General features: G+C 74.5%; 13 protein-coding genes and 1 pseudogene. 10 read left to right on the top strand and 4 right to left on the bottom strand.

Annotated features, from left to right (window positions below; all coding sequences use genetic code 11):
* Positions 1 to 57 precede the first annotated feature (57 nt).
* Positions 58 to 1,104 carry a lactonase family protein gene (locus tag ACIQOW_RS10860; RefSeq protein WP_401082517.1) on the top strand — a complete coding sequence of 349 codons (1,047 nt, stop codon included), beginning with the start codon at positions 58 to 60 and terminating at the stop codon, positions 1,102 to 1,104.
* Between the two features lie 60 nt (positions 1,105 to 1,164).
* Here the strand turns inward: ACIQOW_RS10860 and ACIQOW_RS10865 are convergent.
* Positions 1,165 to 1,622 (bottom strand): annotated as a pseudogene (locus ACIQOW_RS10865) (universal stress protein).
* Between the two features lie 323 nt (positions 1,623 to 1,945).
* Between ACIQOW_RS10865 and ACIQOW_RS10870 the strand changes: the two are divergent.
* The 4 genes from ACIQOW_RS10870 (at position 1,946) to ACIQOW_RS10885 (ending at position 7,012) form a co-directional block, all read left to right on the top strand.
* Positions 1,946 to 2,704 (top strand): class I SAM-dependent methyltransferase, encoded by a 759-nt coding sequence (locus ACIQOW_RS10870; protein WP_401082520.1) that lies wholly within the window; start codon positions 1,946 to 1,948, stop codon positions 2,702 to 2,704.
* A gap of 291 nt (positions 2,705 to 2,995) precedes the next feature.
* A complete protein-coding gene (locus ACIQOW_RS10875; RefSeq protein ID WP_401082523.1) occupies positions 2,996 to 4,480 on the top strand; it encodes a Y4yA family PLP-dependent enzyme in 1,485 nt (494 codons plus the stop codon).
* Positions 4,477 to 5,811, top strand: coding sequence for a pyridoxal-phosphate dependent enzyme (locus ACIQOW_RS10880; RefSeq protein WP_401082526.1), 1,335 nt, complete (start codon positions 4,477 to 4,479; stop codon positions 5,809 to 5,811). The genes ACIQOW_RS10875 and ACIQOW_RS10880 overlap by 4 nt, the downstream gene beginning before the upstream one ends.
* A 13-nt stretch (positions 5,812 to 5,824) precedes the next feature.
* The gene (locus ACIQOW_RS10885) at positions 5,825 to 7,012 is read left to right on the top strand and encodes an aminotransferase class V-fold PLP-dependent enzyme (RefSeq protein ID WP_401082529.1); all 1,188 of its coding nucleotides are present in this window, start codon (positions 5,825 to 5,827) and stop codon (positions 7,010 to 7,012) included.
* 19 nt (positions 7,013 to 7,031) lie between these two features.
* Here ACIQOW_RS10885 and ACIQOW_RS10890 read toward each other — a convergent pair whose 3' ends face one another.
* Positions 7,032 to 7,745, bottom strand: a complete 714-nt coding sequence (locus ACIQOW_RS10890) for a BTAD domain-containing putative transcriptional regulator (RefSeq protein WP_401082532.1) — start codon at positions 7,743 to 7,745, stop codon at positions 7,032 to 7,034.
* 586 nt (positions 7,746 to 8,331) lie between these two features.
* Here ACIQOW_RS10890 and ACIQOW_RS10895 point away from each other — a divergent pair.
* From ACIQOW_RS10895 to ACIQOW_RS10915, 5 genes are all read left to right on the top strand, one after another.
* Entirely contained in the window at positions 8,332 to 10,851 is a 2,520-nt protein-coding gene (locus ACIQOW_RS10895) for a S8 family serine peptidase (RefSeq protein WP_401082535.1), read from the top strand.
* A gap of 68 nt (positions 10,852 to 10,919) precedes the next feature.
* Positions 10,920 to 11,102 carry a hypothetical protein gene (locus ACIQOW_RS10900; protein WP_401082537.1) on the top strand — a complete coding sequence of 61 codons (183 nt, stop codon included), beginning with the start codon at positions 10,920 to 10,922 and terminating at the stop codon, positions 11,100 to 11,102.
* Between the two features lie 67 nt (positions 11,103 to 11,169).
* The gene (locus tag ACIQOW_RS10905; protein WP_401082540.1) at positions 11,170 to 11,361 is read left to right on the top strand and encodes a hypothetical protein; all 192 of its coding nucleotides are present in this window, start codon (positions 11,170 to 11,172) and stop codon (positions 11,359 to 11,361) included.
* A 116-nt stretch (positions 11,362 to 11,477) separates the two neighbouring features.
* Positions 11,478 to 11,828, top strand: coding sequence for a hypothetical protein (locus ACIQOW_RS10910; RefSeq protein ID WP_401082543.1), 351 nt, complete (start codon positions 11,478 to 11,480; stop codon positions 11,826 to 11,828).
* 102 nt (positions 11,829 to 11,930) lie between these two features.
* A complete protein-coding gene (locus ACIQOW_RS10915; protein WP_401082546.1) occupies positions 11,931 to 12,131 on the top strand; it encodes a hypothetical protein in 201 nt (66 codons plus the stop codon).
* Positions 12,132 to 12,259: 128 nt separating this feature from the next.
* Here ACIQOW_RS10915 and ACIQOW_RS10920 read toward each other — a convergent pair whose 3' ends face one another.
* Both ACIQOW_RS10920 and ACIQOW_RS10925 read right to left on the bottom strand, forming a co-directional pair.
* Positions 12,260 to 13,339 carry an inosamine-phosphate amidinotransferase 1 gene (locus tag ACIQOW_RS10920; protein WP_401082549.1) on the bottom strand — a complete coding sequence of 360 codons (1,080 nt, stop codon included), beginning with the start codon at positions 13,337 to 13,339 and terminating at the stop codon, positions 12,260 to 12,262.
* A gap of 489 nt (positions 13,340 to 13,828) precedes the next feature.
* Positions 13,829 to 15,706, bottom strand: coding sequence for a hypothetical protein (locus ACIQOW_RS10925; protein WP_401082551.1), 1,878 nt, complete (start codon positions 15,704 to 15,706; stop codon positions 13,829 to 13,831).
* Positions 15,707 to 15,956 lie beyond the last annotated feature (250 nt).

Genomic DNA, 15,956 nt, shown 5'->3' on the forward strand with positions numbered 1-15,956 from the left:
CTTCCGGGGAAAGCACCTGCTAGCGTCTGAGCGCAGTGACGGACGGCGGAGGTTGCTGTGGTTGACAGGGGCGCGGAGCGGGCGTTCATCGGGTCGTTCACCTCGACGGGCGGGCGCGGCATCGTCCTGGCCGCGGTCGATCCCGACACCGGGGCGCTGACCGCCACCGGGGTGGTCGAGGCCACCGACCCGTCCTACCTCACGGTCGCACCCGCGCAGGGCGGCCCGGTGCTGTACGCCGTCTCCGAGACGGCGCCGGGCGCGGTCACCGCCCACGACGTCTCCGGCCCCGTGCCCCGGCCGCTCGGCGCCCCCGTACCGGTGGACGGGGACCACCCGACCCACCTGAGCGTCACCCGGGGCCACCTGCTGACCGCCAACTACGGCTCCGGCAGCCTCAGCGTGCTGCCGCTCGACGCCGACGGCACCCCCGAGGCCGCGAGCAGCGTGCTCCAGCACCGGGGCAGCGGGCCGCACCCGGACCGCCAGCGGGGCCCTCACGCCCACCAGGTGCTCCCCGACCCGTCGGGCCGCTGGGTGCTCGCCGTCGACCTCGGCACCGACTCGGTGCGGGTCTGCGCCCTGGACCGGGCGGCGGGCGGGCTGACCGTGCACCAGGAGATCGCGCTGCCGCCCGGCACCGGCCCCCGGCACCTCGCCTTCCACCCCGACGGCCGCCACGTGTACGTGCTCGGCGAGCTGCGCCCGGTCGTGACGGTCTGCCGCTGGGACGCCGACGCCGGGGCGCTCGAACCGGTCGCGGAGGTCCCGCTGTTCCCCGACGGCGTCCAGGGCCCGGTCTCCCCGTCGGCCCCGGTGGTCTCGCCCGACGGCCGGTTCCTGTGGGCGGCGGAGCGGGGCACCGACACCATCGTGCTGCTCGCCCTCGACGGGACGGGCGAGCGGGCCCGGGTGGTCACCTCGGTGTCCTGCGGGGGCCGCTGGCCGCGCGACCTGGTGCTGGGCCCTTCGGGCACCCGGCTGTACGCGGCGAACGAGCACTCCGGCGACGTCACCTGGTTCGACGTGGACGCCACCACGGGCGTCCCCCGCCGGGCGGGTTCGCTGGCCGTCCCGTCGGCGTCCACCGTCCTCTTCACCTGAGCTCAAGCCCGAACCCGAACCCGAACCCGGTCTTGGGCCCGGGGCCGGGCACCGGATCGCTCACTGCCCGCCGTCGCGGACCACCACCACAGGGACGGTGGCGTGCCGGGTGCAGTGCTGGGCCACCGAGCCCAGCAGCATCCCGGTGAAGCCCCCGAGGCCCCGGCTGCCGACCACCAGCAGGTCCGCTCCCCTGGCCGCGTCGACCAGGGCGCCCGCCGGGGTGCCGTAGCGCGCCTCGGCGCGCACCTCGACCGGCGGCTTCTCCCCCACCGCCTGTTCGACGGCCCTGGCCACCTCCTGGCGCGCCCGGCCCTCCAGCACCGCCTCGTCGGTGGCCGCCGGGGGGAACCAGCCGCGCGCGCGTGGTAGGTCGGGTACTCCCAGGCGATCACCGCCTCCACCACGCCGCCGGTCAGCTCCGCCTGGCGCACGGCCCGGCGAAGCGCCAGGTCGGACGACTCCGACCCGTCCACCCCGACCACGATGCGGCCCTTCCCCTCAGCCTGGTCAGCCATGTCTCCTCCTCGACTCGACGGTGGCGGGGTCCGCACGGGTCCGTGGTCCGCCGTCACCGGGCTCGGAGTCCAGCCTCCTGCCGACCACGCGGGGTGCGCAGTCCGGCAGGTCCGGACCGGGCCCCGGGGCTCCGTCCGGACCTGCCGGCGGGTGCGCGGCGGTCCCGCGCCCGCTCCTCGGCGGCCCCGAGTGGAAGCCTTCTGATGAAAACGGATATCGTTTCGCCGGAACCTCGCGCCGGACGGTTGCAGAGTCATATGGACATGACAAACACTGACGGCAAGCGGGACCTCGAACGCGCGGGGACACGGCGGGAGTCGGGATGCGAGTGGATGCGGCGCTGGCCGACACCTGGGTGGAGCGCTGGGAGCGCCAGCAGGAGCGGTACGCGGTGGAGCGCGAGGAGCGGTTCACCGTCATCGCCGACGTGCTGGAGCAGGTCGTCGGCCCCTGCGAGCGGCCGCTCGTCGCGGACCTCGGCAGCGGCCCCGGATCGCTGTCCGCCCGCGTCGCGGCCCGGCTGCCGCACGCGGAGATCGTCGCGGTCGACATCGACCCGCTGCTGCTCGCCCTCGGCAGCGCCAGACACCCGCAGATCAGCCGCTGGGTCGAGACCCTGATCGGCCGTCCCGGCTGGATCGGAGAGCTCGGACTCGACCGCCCGCTGGACGCCGTGATGTCCACCACCGCGCTGCACTACCCGCCGCCGGACGCCCTGCTCGGCATCTACCGCGACCTCGCGGGCGCGCTGCGCCCCGGCGGCCTGCTGGTCAACGGCGACCACCTCATCCCCGAGGACCGCTCCCTCGCCGAGCTGGCCCTCGCGGTCGGCCGGCGCCGCGCCCAGCGGCTGGGCACCGGCACCGCCGAGGACTGGTCCCAGTGGTGGGAGGCCGCCGGCCTGGTCCCCGAGTTCGCCGACCTGCTGAGCGCCCGCGCCCGACAGTTGCCCCCCAGCGACGGCACCGGCAACGGCCTGTCCGCCGCCCAGCACGGCGAACTGCTCCGGATGGCCGGCTTCCGCCAGGCCGGCTCCGTGTGGCAGTACGGCACCAGCTCGGTCGTCGTCGCCCTGCGCTGACCTCCGGCTGCCGGGCCCCGGAACCGGCCAACTCGCCAAGCGGAGCCCCGAGTTACGCATAGGCACAGTCTTTGCGACGGCGTGACACAAATCCCTGTCGATCACAGGTGGAAACAGTTACCGTTTCCCTCGGTCGCCGACGCCCGCCACGGTGGAATCCGCGCACGGGGTCCGACCGCACGCGCGCCTGCCGACGCGCGAACCGCCGGGGACGCCGGCCGACACGGGGCAGCCTGTCGGTGGCGGCATGCCCCCTTCCCGCCGACTTCCCACCATGGAAAGCTGTTTCGCATGCGGCTTCTACCGCTGTATCTCGAACCACGGCTGGAGCCCAGGCTCCGATCCCTCCTGGAGCAACACGACTTCCTGCACACCCTGGTCGACGCCCTGGGCTCACCGCTCAACCTGCTCCTGCCCGGGCAGATCGCGGACAACCTGGCACGCTTCCGGGCCGTCTACCGCAAGCACCACCTGAACGGCCCGATCCACTTCGCCCACAAGACGAACCGCTCCAGCGCCCTGGTGCGCCGGCTCGCCGCCACCGAGGCGGGCGTGGACGTCGCCTCGCTCTCCGAACTCCAGCACGCCCTCGGCGCCGGTTTCACCCCCGAGCGGATCATCGCGACCGGCCCCAAGACCCGCGAGTTCCTCTGGCTGGCGGCCCGCACCGGCGTCACCGTCCACCTCGACTCCCGGGCCGAACTCGACGAGCTGGCCGACCTGGTGCGCGCGCACCGGCTGCCCCCGGTGCGCGTCATGCCGCGACTGTCCGGCTTCCTGGCGCCGGGCGTCACCGTGCTCACCAGGCCGAGCCGCTTCGGCTCCGACGTCGGCGAACTCGACGGCCTGCTCGACGCGGTCGAGCACCACCGGGACGCCGTCGAACTGACCGGCGTCGGCTACCACCTGGACACCACCGGCGTGGCCGAGAAGGCCGTCGCCCTGGAGACCTGCCTCAGGGTGATGAACGAGTGCCACCGCCGGGGCCTGCGCCCCCGCACCATCGACATCGGCGGCGGCTTCGGCGTCAACTACCTGGCCGACGCCGCCCAGTGGGAGCGGTACACCAGCGAGCTGACCGACGCCGTCCTGGGCCGGCGCCCCGCCCTGACCTGGCAGGGGCACGGCTACGGGCTGCGCAACGAGTCCGGCACCCTGCGCGGCGCCCTCGGCCTCTACCCGGCGCACCGCCCGGTGGCCGCCGAGGCCTACCTGGACGAACTGCTCTCGACCCCGGCACCCACCCTCGGACGGCCGCTCGCCACCCTGCTGCTGGAGGGCATGTACGACCTGGCGGTGGAACCGGGCCGGGCGCTGGCCGACCAGTGCGGGGCGACCCTCGCCCGCGTCCTGGAGGCCCGGCACACCCCGGCCGGCGAGTGCCTGGTCCGGCTGGAGATGAACGCCAGGGACGTCGGCCTGGAGGAGCACGGGGTGCTGATGGACCCGGTGCTGCTCCCCCGGCCCGGCGCGCCCACCGCGCCGGACGGCCCGGTCGGCGTCCACCTGATCGGCAACCTCTGCCTGGAGACCGACCTGATCACCCGCCGCACCGTCTTCCTGCCCCGCCTGCCCGTACCCGGCGACCTGCTCGCCTTCGCCAACACGGCGGGCTACCTCATGGACTTCAGCGCCGGCCAGGCGCTCCGCCAGCCCGTCGCGCGCAAGGTCGCCGCGTACCGGCAGGACGGCGCCTGGCGCTGGCGCCTCGACGAGCAGTACTGGCCCGTCGACGTGACGGGCACCGCGGGACGACGGGGGGACGGACGGGCATGAGGTACGACAGCATCACCGACGCGATCGGCGACACCCCGCTGCTCCGGATCGACCCGGCGGTGACCGGCCTGCGCGCCATCGACCTGTACGCCAAGCTGGAGATGCTCAACCCCTTCGGATCGGTCAAGGACCGCGCCGCCTGGAACATGACCCGCGACGCGCTCCCGGCCGCCGTCGAACGCGGCGACACCATCGTCGAACTGTCCAGCGGCAACACCGCCAAGGCGCTCGCCCTGATCGCCGGGATACACGGACTGCCGTTCAGGAGCGTCACCAACCGGATGAGGGTCCCCGAGATCAAGGACCTGCTCCTGCTGCTCGGCGCGCAGATCGAGGAACTGCCCGGCCGCACCGAGTGCCTCGACCCGACCGACACCGACGACCCGCTCACCCGCATCCACCGGATGCTCTCCGAGGCGGACTCCGGCTACCTGCACACCGACCAGTACTACAGCCGGCTCAACGTCGACGCGCACGTCACGGGCACCGGCCCGGAGATCGTCCGCGACCTCGACGGCCGCGCCCCCGACCACTTCGTCGCCTGCGTCGGCACCGCCGGCTCGTCCACCGGCGTGGCCGGCGTGCTGCGCGCCCACAACCCGGACGTGGAGGTGCTCGGACTGGTCGCGCACAAGTCCGACTTCATCCCCGGCATCCGCACCATCGACGAGGTGCACGAGGTCGGGCTGTTCGACCCCGGCACCTACGACGCCATCGCGTCGGTCACCGCCGACCAGGCCATCGACGGCATGCTCACCCTGCTCCGCCGCTGCGGCCTGCCGGCCGGCCCCACCGGCGGCGGCGCCTACTTCGGCGCGCTGCGCCACCTGCGCACCGTGGACGCCGAGTTGACGGAACGCGGAGCCGGCGAGCGGCACACCGCCGTCTTCATCGTCTGCGACCGGGTGGAGAGCTACCTGAGCTACCTGCGCCTGCGCCGGCCCGAGCTGTTCAACCAGCCCCCGCGCCCGAACTCGGTCGGCACGCTGACCCAGGACGAGCTCGCCGCCGCCCGGTCCGTCGACGTCGACGCCGCCCGCAAGTGGATCGCCGAGGAGCGGCCGCTGGTGGTCGACCTGCGCGGCCCGTTCGCCTACGCGGCGCTGCACATCGAGGGCTCGGTCAACATCGTCGACGAGCTCTTCGACGAACTCCTGCACGGCGGCCTGCCGTTCGGCACCCACCAGCCCGTCCTGCTGGCCTGCCCGGTCGGCGAGAAGTCGCTCCGGTACGCGGCACTGCTCACCCGGATGGGACACCGGGACGCGCGCAGCCTCGCGGGCGGCGTCATCGGCTGGCGGGACGCGGGCGCCCCGCTGGTGCGGGACTGAACGGAGGCGGGCCATGACCACCCTCGACGAACTCCACGACTGGCACCGGGAGCTGCGGGCACAGTTCCCGATCATCACCGACAACCCCGACCAGGCGTACCTGGACAGCGCGGCCACCTCGCAGAAGCCGCTGGCGGTGCTCGACGCCGTCCGGCACTACCTGACCACCGCCAACGCCAACGCCGGGCGCGGGACGTACACCTGGGCCAACGCCACCACCGCGCTGGTCGACCGCACCCGCGGCAGGGTCGCCCGCTTCCTCGGCGACCCGGCACCGCTGGACCGCTCCGGCGTCCACTTCGTCAGCGGCGCCACCGAAGGGCTGCGCACGGTGGCCAGGGACTGGCTGCCCGGGCACCTGCGGGACGGCGACGAGATCATCGTGCCGTTCGCCGACCACCAGGCGAACGCGCTGCCCTGGCTGGAGGCCCGGCAGCTGCTGGCCGGCCGCGGCACCCACGTCACGGTCCACGAGCTGCCGTACGACCCGTCCTCGCACGACTACGACCACACCGCGCTGGCCGGACTCGTCACGGAGCGCACGGCGTTCGTCGCCGCCACCCACGTGCACCACGTGTACGGCGGCGACATGAACGTCCACCGGATCCGCGCCGCGGTCGGCCCCGAGGTGCCGATCTGCCTGGACGCCGCCCAGAGCGTCGGCCACCTGCCGGTCGACGTCGCCGCCCTGGACGTCGACTTCGTGGTCTTCTCCGGGCACAAGACGATGGCGCTGCCCGGCACCGGCGCGGTCTGGGCCCGCAACACCCGCGGCCCGGTCTTCGCCCCCGGCGGCTGGGCCGGCACGCCCAACACCTGCGGGATCGCCAGCCTGGAAGCCGCCCTCGACTGGCTCGACGCCGCCGGACCGGAACGCGTCCGGCGCTGGAACACCGCCCTGGCCGCCCGGCTCACCGACGGGCTGCGCACCCTCGCGCCGTACGAGGTCCTCGGCTGCCAGCTCAGCCTCGCGGCCGGCTCCGAGGTCCAGCAGCGCGAGGGCATCGTCACCTTCCGCCACCGCGGCATCCCCTCCAACGACCTCGGCTTCGTCCTCGCCAGCCACGGCCTGATGGTCCGCGCCGACGGCCACTGCCAGGGCCGGGCCGGGGAGCGCGACAGCTCGGTGCGGGTGAGCCTGCACGCCTACAACGGCCCGGAGGAGGTGGACCGGCTGCTCTCCGTCCTGGCCGGGCTGTAGGGCGCGTCCTGATCGGCCGTCACATCCGCTGGAGGTTCCGCACCAGTCCGGTCATCTTCGGCGAGGGGGCGACGTTGAGCTCCCGTTGCAGGAACGAGCGGTAGTGCTGGTAGGAGCGCAGCGCGCTGGCGAGGTTGCCCTCGGCGAGGTGCACCTCGACCACGATCCGGTGGGCCGTCTCACGGACGGGGTCGATGGCGATCGCCGCCAGCGCGGTCTGGAGGGCCGGCAGGTAGCGCTCCGCGTCGCACAGTTGGTGAGCCAGCCCCTCCAGGGCGTACAGCCTCAGCTGGTCCCACCGTTCGCGTTCCGGCGTCAGCCACTCCTCCTCCCAGCCCGGGAGGAGTTCGGCGGCGAGGTCGTCCACGAGTTCGTCGCAGCCGGCCGGCAACCGGTCGAGCCCGGCCACGACCTGTCGTGCGGAGTTCCGGGCGGAGCGCAGGTCCACCCGGACCTCCGGCTTGAGGCGGAGCCACTGCCCTGAAGTCTCGATCGGTATGGCCGGACCCCGCCGCCTCGCGTGGTAGAGCGCGGTGCGCAGGTTCGCGCCCGCACGGCACTGCGTGCAGTCCGGCCAGAGCCGTTCGGCGGCCGCGGCGCGCTGGACGCCGTCGTCGTGCAGGGCGAGGAAGGCCAGCAGGTGCTGGGCACTCACCGGGAGGGAGACAGCGCCTCCCGCGTCGGTGGCCTCGAAGCCCCGCAGCAGTTCGATGCGCGGACCGTCCCACAACACACCCCCACTCTGCCGCGACGGGCCGTCGCCCGCACCCGTTCGGGCGCGCCCCGGTTGCGGCCGAGGCGCGTCACCGCCGTGTTCCGTCCGGTCCCGGATCAGCGTCGCGCCGGCGTCGTACGGATGGTACGGAGGCGTCACGGAGATGCCGCCCGGGCGTCACGGCCGCCGTCGCCGACCGTCACGGTGCTCACCGCCACCGGCCGCCCGACACTCCAATGGCCCGCCGCCGAACGGGTGTTGGAGAAGAATTCGGCACCTCGCGGACACCCGTGGCGGTCCGCGGACGCGCCGACGGTCACCGGGTGTGCATCCGCGGGGCCCGGCCGCGAAACACGGCCACGGCGGTTCCGCCACGAGGACGCGACGCCCCCGCGACGGCACCCGCCCGCCCGCCGCGACGCTCCCCGGCACACCCGCGCGACGGCCGTCTCGTTGACTGGCAGCACCTGCCGCGGGGCCTTCGCGACAGGGCGACCGGCGCCCACCGCCCAGCGCGGTGCGACCGTCCGGCCGCGGCACGACACACACCGCTCGGCGGGGCACACCCGGTGCCCCCGCCCGACACCGGGAAAGGTGAGGCCGCATGAAGGCCAGATCGGTGCTGCGCGACGTCCGCGCCCCCGAGGGCGAACTCCTCGGCGACCCGGCCGTGTGCATCGCCGTCCTGGACGGTCCCGTCGACCTGTCGCACCCCTGCTTCGACGGCGCGGACCTCACCCGGCTGGACACCCTCGTCGCCGAGCCGGCCGGAACGGGCCCGATGTCGCTGCACGGCACCCATGTCGCGGGCCTGCTCTTCGGCCGGCCGGGCAGCCCGGTGACCGGGATCGCCCCGCGCTGCCGCGGACTGATCCTGCCGGTCTTCACGGACGCGGGCGAGGGACGGGTGCCCCAACTCGACCTGGCCCGGGCCGTCGAACGCGCCGTGCAGGAGGGTGCGCACATCATCAACATCAGCGGTGGCGAACTCGGCCGGGACATCCAGCCGGACCCCCTGCTGGAGCGGGCGCTGCGGCTGTGCGACAAGAGCGGGGTCCTGGTGGTCGCGGCCGTCGGCAACGACGGCTGCGACTGCGCCCAGGTGCCGGCCGCCGTCCCGACGGTGCTCGCCGTCGGCGCGGCCGGCCCCGACGGCGAACCTCTGGACATCAGCAACTGGGGCTCCGCGTACGCCGCCCACGGCGTTCTCGCCCCCGGGAGCGATGTCGAGGGGGCCGCCCCCGGCGGGGGGAGCGCGGCCCTGACCGGCAGCAGCTTCGCCACCCCGCTGGTGTCCGGAGTCGCCGCCCTGCTGGTCGGCGCCCAGGTACGCGCGGGGCGCCCGCCCGACCCCCGGGCGGCCGGTCAGGCCCTCCTGCGGGGGGCGCGGTCCGCACCCTGCGCACCCGCCGACGCGCCGGAGTGCCGCCGCCGGCTGGCCGGCCACCTGGACGCGGCCCGGGCGTACGAGCTGATCACCCGAGGAGACCTGACGGACCATCCGGCCAGTGCCGGAACCACGGCGGACGGCGCCCGCCGCACCACCCCCTCCCCCGAGGCCGGGGTCGCCACGGCCGGCGCACCCCCACTGCTCGGGGCCTCCCCTTACGACTCGCACGAGGGAGCCAGCACCATGGACACCCAGAGTGTTCCCGTCGCCACCGCAGAGGCCGTTCACGCCACCCAGGTCGCACCGGCCGTGCAGGCGGCCCCTGCCGTCCAGGCCGTTCCGGGCCCGGAGGCCGTCCAGGCCTTCCAGGCCGTCCCGGCCGCGCAGACCGCACCGTACGAATCGGTCACCCCGGCCGCAGCCGCCGGCGGGGTGCCGGGCGCCGTCCCAGCGGGTGCCGTCCCCGCGGGCGCCACCGCCTCGGGCGCGCAGCCCGCGAGCCCCGCCGCCCCGCCGCCCGCGCCCGCCCCGGCCCAGCCGGCCCCCTGCGCGTGCCAGGGCGGCGGGCCCTCGGCGGCCGGGCCATCAGGTGCCGGGCCCTCGGGTGCCGGGCCCTCGGGTGCCGGGCCGTCCGGCGGCGCACCGGCGGGCGGCGGCGTCCGGCCCTCCTGCGCCTCCACCAACAACCGCCCGCTGGTGTTCGCGATCGGCCAGGTCGGCGTGGACTTCCTGACCGAGGCCCGCCGGGACAGCTTCCGCCAGCTGATGGACCCCGTCGAGCGGGACGTCGAAGGGCAGCCCGGCGTGACCAGGGAACTGCCCGCCAATCCGTACGACGCCGAACAGCTGCACCGGTACCTGACCGTCAACCCGTGGGCCTCCGACAAGGTGACCTGGACGCTGAACCTGGAGAGCACGCCGATCTACGCGATGGAGGCCGAACCCTCGGCGGGCATGGACTGGACCAGCAACCCCCTCGTACACCTGGGGGCCACCAAGGACGACGTGGAGGCGATCGTCAACGACCGCTCCAAGCTCGCGGACGCCCTGCTGGCACTCGCCTCGCCCGCTCCCCCGGTGTCCACGATCTACCGGTCGTTCCGGGACGCCTACCTCGGCCAGCACCGGTACACCCAGGACGAGGACGGCTACATCTCGCGGATCTCGATCCCCGGCCGGCTGACCGACCGGACCGTCCGGCTGTTCTCCGGACAGATCGTGCCCGTCGTCGAGGTGAAGAGCCGCGGCGTCTACATCTGGTACCAGAAGCAACTGGTGGACGCCGTGGTGGCGGCCGTCCTGAACCAGGCGCAGCACGACTCGCTGACGATCGACGAGAACTACGTCCGCATGACCATGGACACCTTCCTGGACAAGGTCTACTACCAGTTCCGCAACCTCGGGCAGACCTCCGCCGACCGGGCGCTGAACTCCGCCGGGACGAACGCGTTCTCGGTCGCCGGCCCGATCAGCAAGGCCATGATGCTGGGCCAGAGCATCCCCAGCAGCGCCGCCCGGCAGGCCGGCAGTCCGGTGTCCCTCTACTGCATCGACACCATCTCCGTCGCGAAGAGCCCGTACTGCCGGATGGGATCGGACTGCCAGGACGTGAAGGTGACCTTCTTCGACCCCGAGGACGACCGGCACGCGCGGGTCAGCATGCTGTTCACGATCGACGTCAGCGACGAGTTCCCCGTCACCCTGGCGCCGGCCCACCAGTTCCTCGAGTCCTGAGCACCGGGCACCGTCGGTGCCCACCCCGACGGCACCACCCGGCGCCACCCTCCAGGAGGAGGCGGATCATGAAAACCCCCGCAACGCTCCCCGGGCCCACGTCCAGGCTGCCGGTCCTCGCCGCGCCCGTCCGCAGGGACGGCCGGGACGAGGCCGGCCGACTGCCCGCGGGCCCGGGTGTCGCACCGGCCCGCTCGGCCTGTGCCGGTCTCACCGGCCCGGCCAGGAGCATGTGCTGCGCCGCCCTCTGACAGCCCGCCCCGGCGGGCCCGGCGGAGGACGGAGTACAACCAGCACGACGAGAAGGGATGAGCAGAAATGACCAAGGAAGAATTCCGCGAGGAGTACCGGACGTGGTCCCCCACGCCGCAGCTCCCGAAGCTGGCCCCTCCGGTCGACCGCACCGGCCGCACCGGCGGCGCCCTGGGCGAGACCCCCGGCGTCGAAGCCGACTTCGACTGGGGCAAGCTCGCCAGTGGCGTCCTGAGCGCGATCCCGAGCTTCTTCTGATGATGAGGCACCCCGCGCCGGCGACGGGCCCCGACCGGTCCGTCGCCGGCCACCCCACCCGGTGACGCCGCCACGTACGGCCGCCCACCGGAGCACCGAACCGGAGAGGCAGGACCATGTACGAGCAGCCGCCGCCCCAGGTGCCACCGGTCGACCGCGCGGTCGGCTACGACCCGTACCTGAAGGTGATCAAGGAAACCGTCGACATCGGCGCGAGCCGGAACTCGGTCATGCCTCCCATGAGCGTGATCGCCGGATTCACCAGCGGGACGAGAAGGCCGGCCGGCACCGTGGCCGCCGTTCCGAACGCGGCGACTCCGGCCGCCCCGCCGACCGTCCAGATCATGGACGGCCCCGGGGGACTCTACGGCCCCAGCTTCGCGGACCCGGCCCCCTGGGCCTGCGGCGGCGCCCCCACCCCCGGCTGCATGCCGGCACCACCCCCCGCCATCGGAGGCCTGTACTGACCCCTGCCGGCCGCCCCGGGCGGCCGCGTCCCGGGCCTCCCGGCAGGTCCGCCCCGCGCCGTCCGCCCGACGCGACCGGCACACACGAAGGGAAGAGCGACCATGACCCTGGAAGACGTCCGCACGGAGCACCTGGCGTGGTCCCCCACCCCGCAGCTCCCGAGGCTCGCCCCGCCGGTCGACCGCACCGGCCGCACCGGCGGCGCCCTGGGCCAGGGCCCGGGCGTGGAGGCCGACAGCTTCTGGGACACCGCTTTCGACGTCCTCAAGACCGTGGCCCCGGTGGCCCTGGCGGTGCTCTGACGAGATGCACCCACGGACACCACGTCCACGCCGCGCCGGCCGCGAGGCCCACCCGCCTCGCAGCCGGCGCCATCGCGTCCAGTGCGCGCGGCCCCGGCCCGGCGCCGGCCGGGCCCCTCCCCGCGCCGTCAGGACAGGTAGTCCTCCAGCCCGCCGTCACGCCGGATGTCCAGGGTGGCGCAGTGGAAGCCGCCGCCGAGCACCCGGGAGTGCCGCAGCCGGTGCGGCAGGACGGTGATCCCGGCGTGCTCCAGCAGCTTGATCAGGCCCTCCTGACCGGACTCGACGATCGCCGTGTCCGGGGAGACCATCAGCAGGTTCATGCTGATCCAGCTCTCGCTGAGCGCGTGCTCCGGCGCGTCGGCGGAGGGTTCGGCCGGCGGGCACCACAGGACGTCCCAGCCCCGCAGCGGCTCGGGGACGGTCTCCGGGCTGATCCGCTCGGGGTTGAGCAGCACCAGCCCCGGCCGCAGCAGCGTGATGGTGCTGTCGATGTGGGTGTAGCCGTAGACGTCGCGCAGCGGGTGCAGCCGCAGTCCGCCGTCACCGAGCAGGCCGAGGGTGGACTCCAGCCAGCGCAGGCCGAGTTCGTTCCCGCTGCGGGAGACCTGGTAGAACACGTCCCGGCCGAGCCGCAGCACGTTCGCCGCGTCGAAGACCGGCTCGGCCTCGCCCAGCAGCGGCAGCCCGTCCGCGTCGAACTCGAAGAGGTCGTCGGCCAGTTGCGGCCGGGGAGCGGCCAGCCAGCGGGCTCCGCGGCGCAGGTAGTCCTGGAAGAGCGGACGCAGCCCGAAGACCTCGAAGTAGCGCTGCCGCATCGGGCTCGCCACCTCGATCAGGGTCTCGCCGACCACCAGGGTCAGGTCCCGCGGGCAGTAGGAGTGGAAGCCCCCGTCCGCCTTCCACAGCGGGGAGGTGAACTCGGCCGCGTGGTCGACCGCTTCGGGCTGGTGGACGGTGACGCCGAGGCCGCGCAGGGTGGCCGTCAGCGCGTCCAGGTCCTCCTCGGTCTCCTCCACGACCTGCCGCGAGTAGGGTCCGGCCGCGATCGAGGCGAGGTCGGCGGCGCCGGTCTTCGGGAAGCAGGACAGCCAGGAGGACGGCTCGGTCTGCTCGGGCAGCCGGGCGCCGACGGCGGTCCCGACCACGACCTCCCGCAGTGTGGTGAACTCGTCCCAGCTGTGCACCGGACGGGCCGAATCGGACATGACTCCCCCTTGACGCGGGTGTAGGGAAAAGCGGAGAGGACGGTGAACGCGACGGCTCCGCACCGCACCGCCGGGCGGTGGCACCGGGCGACCGCTCGCCGTCGGCGGAGCCGGGCCCCGAGCATGCGGAACCAGCAGTGGAAATCGGAAGGGATTAATCGCCGGACCGGCTCCGGCCGACCACGGCGTACGGGAAATCACCGGCCGGGCAGCCGAATTCGCCTTTCGGGGAGCCGGGATCAACCGTCAAGCTACCCGGACGACCGACGGCGGCGCAAGGACCGTGATCGGCACCGAACACGCCGCCGCAGCGCACCGCCGATCGATCCGCCCGTTGTTCGACCCCCCTGTTCCGACGCTGATCAATAGCCGGGCGAAGAACCGTCCGGCGAAGGACCGCACCCTGGCGGCCGCGGCAGCGGCCCACACCGCTCCGCGCCACCGCCGCCGGGCGCTCGCCACCGTCAGGCGCCCACCGCCGCCCGGCACTCACCACCGCCAGGCCCGGCGGATCCGGCTCCCGCCCGCCATGGCCAGCAGCGCCCCGCCCGCCGCGGCGACGCCGGCCACCGCCAGGTTCTGGCGCTGCGCCCGGCGCCGGTCGGCGGCGGCCGCCCGGGCCGAGGCCGCCAGGAAGGCCCGCTCGACCCCGGCCACGGCCAGTTCCCCGGCCGCCACCCGCCGCATGATCTGCTCCAACCGGACGCCCCGGTAGAGCAGTTCGGGGTCCCGGTCGGTGGCCGCCCAGCCGCGCGCGGCCGCGGTGAGCCGGCGCTGCCGCCACAGCGCCTCACGGCCCTCCGCCAGCCATCCGCGCAGCCGGGGCCAGGCCAGCGGCAGCGCGTGGTGGGACAGCTCGACGGTGTCCCGGTCCACCACCACCAGCCGTGCCCTGACCAGCCGTTCCATCACCTCGGGGACGCCGGGGTCGTCGAACTCGGCCCGCCGGACCGGCTTGCGGGTGCCCTCGTCGCCTCCCGGCACCAGCCCGCCACCCGGCAGCAGGCCGTCGCCGGGCGTCAGCCCGTCGCCCAGGGCCATCGGGCCGCCGGCGGCGTCCTCGCCGGCTCCGAGCAACTCCCCGCCGAGCCGCAGGAACACCGCCCGGGCCCGCGCCTGGTCGGACGCCTCCAGCCCGTTGTACAGCGCCTCCGCCGTCCGGGCCAGCGCGCCCTCGAAACCTCCGGTGGCCTGGAACCCGGCCAGGGTGAGCGCGTTGCCGCTGCGCCGCCGCCAGGTCTCCAGCAGGGCCGCGGACACCAGGGAGAACGCCCCCGGCTGCTGCGCGGCGGTCGAGATCAGGACGGCCAGCAGGGCGCCCTCGACGGTGCATCCCGACCGCAGCGCCGGCTCGGTGATCGCCCGCCGCAGCTCGTCCGGCGCCGGACGCCCCACCGACAGCACCCCGTGCCGGCCGGCCCCGGCCAGCCCCGGGTGCTCGGCGAACAGCGGCCCGCACTGGTCCGAGCGGACCACCAGCACCACCCGGCACCGGTCCGGAGCCGCCACCGGCAGCCCGGCCAGGGCCTCGGCCGGACCGCCCGCGGCCGTCGCCACCAGGGCGTCCAGAAAGCGCGCCCGCTCGGCGGCGTCCCGGCAGCGGGTGCGCAGCTGCTCGCCCTGGTCCACCACCAGCACCGGGTCGCCGGCCGTCGGCCCGTACCCGCCGCGCGTCGCCTCCCCGGCCGGCACCACGCCCCCGGCCGGCACCGTCTCCCCGGCTCGCTGCCCGAGCCGGGCGAGCGCGAGCGCGTACGCCTCCATGGGTCGTTCACCGGGGGTCAGCAGTGCCACCGGGACACCGCCGTCGGCCGGGAGCAGCCCCGTTCCACCCCCGGCCCCGATTCTCCCGGCCGCCCCGCCGACCGCCGGAACCCCGCCGAGCCGGGCCAGCAGACCCGCCCTCACCAACGAGGACGTGCCCGCCCCGGACGGCCCGGAGAGCACCACCAGCCGACGTTCGGCCAGCAGCGCGATCAGCCGGTCCAGCAGCGCCTCACGGCCGAAGAACCGCTCGGCGTCGGCCGCCTCGAACGCCGCCGCGCCGGGGTACGGGGCCCGCCCGACGTCCTGGGCGCGCCGCCGGGCGGCGGTGTCGGCGGCCAGTTCGGCGGCGAGCAACTGCCAGCGGTGGCGCCACTCCCGCACGTCCCCGCCGCAGGCCTGCACGTAGGCGAGGGTGACGGCGAGGCTGGGCAGCCGCCGGCCGCCCGCGGCCACCGACAGGCTGGCCGCCGAACAGTGGGCCCTGACCGCGAGTTGGCGGTACGGCGGATGCCCGGCGCGCTCCCGCAGCGCCCGAAGATCGCCCGCGAAGCGCAGCAGTGGCCCGTCCCCCGGGTCCAACGGGCTTTCCCGACGCGGCATTACGGCCCCCTTCTCCATTGAAGCGGTGTCCTGGAATCCCTGGAATCCCTGGTTTCCCACGCGTCACACGCCCCGCGCGTGCCTCGTGCCGATCCCCCCCGGTGATTCATCATGCGCAGCACCGTTGGCGTCAAACATTGGTACGGACGGGTCGGTTGTTCCGAGTTGATGTTCAATGTCCAGCCGCACGGCGCCGAACAAAGCCGGTGGGATAGAACCGGGACCCGCAGCCCTCGCTGACTTCGGAGAC

Source organism: Kitasatospora sp. NPDC091335 (assembly GCF_044757205.1).
Taxonomy (GTDB): Bacteria; Actinomycetota; Actinomycetes; order Streptomycetales; family Streptomycetaceae; genus Kitasatospora.

Excerpts from the sequence above, each read along its gene's own strand:
- ACIQOW_RS10900 (WP_401082537.1), top strand. The coding sequence starts at position 10,920 with ATGAAAACCCCCGCAACGCTCCCCGGGCCCACGTCCAGGCTGCCGGTC.
- ACIQOW_RS10875 (WP_401082523.1), top strand. The coding sequence starts at position 2,996 with ATGCGGCTTCTACCGCTGTATCTCGAACCACGGCTGGAGCCCAGGCTC.
- ACIQOW_RS10905 (WP_401082540.1), top strand. The coding sequence starts at position 11,170 with ATGACCAAGGAAGAATTCCGCGAGGAGTACCGGACGTGGTCCCCCACG.
- ACIQOW_RS10910 (WP_401082543.1), top strand. The coding sequence starts at position 11,478 with ATGTACGAGCAGCCGCCGCCCCAGGTGCCACCGGTCGACCGCGCGGTC.
- ACIQOW_RS10880 (WP_401082526.1), top strand. The coding sequence starts at position 4,477 with ATGAGGTACGACAGCATCACCGACGCGATCGGCGACACCCCGCTGCTC.
- ACIQOW_RS10920 (WP_401082549.1), bottom strand. The coding sequence starts at position 13,339 with ATGTCCGATTCGGCCCGTCCGGTGCACAGCTGGGACGAGTTCACCACA.
- ACIQOW_RS10870 (WP_401082520.1), top strand. The coding sequence starts at position 1,946 with ATGCGAGTGGATGCGGCGCTGGCCGACACCTGGGTGGAGCGCTGGGAG.
- ACIQOW_RS10925 (WP_401082551.1), bottom strand. The coding sequence starts at position 15,706 with ATGCCGCGTCGGGAAAGCCCGTTGGACCCGGGGGACGGGCCACTGCTG.
- ACIQOW_RS10885 (WP_401082529.1), top strand. The coding sequence starts at position 5,825 with ATGACCACCCTCGACGAACTCCACGACTGGCACCGGGAGCTGCGGGCA.
- ACIQOW_RS10895 (WP_401082535.1), top strand. The coding sequence starts at position 8,332 with ATGAAGGCCAGATCGGTGCTGCGCGACGTCCGCGCCCCCGAGGGCGAA.
- ACIQOW_RS10915 (WP_401082546.1), top strand. The coding sequence starts at position 11,931 with ATGACCCTGGAAGACGTCCGCACGGAGCACCTGGCGTGGTCCCCCACC.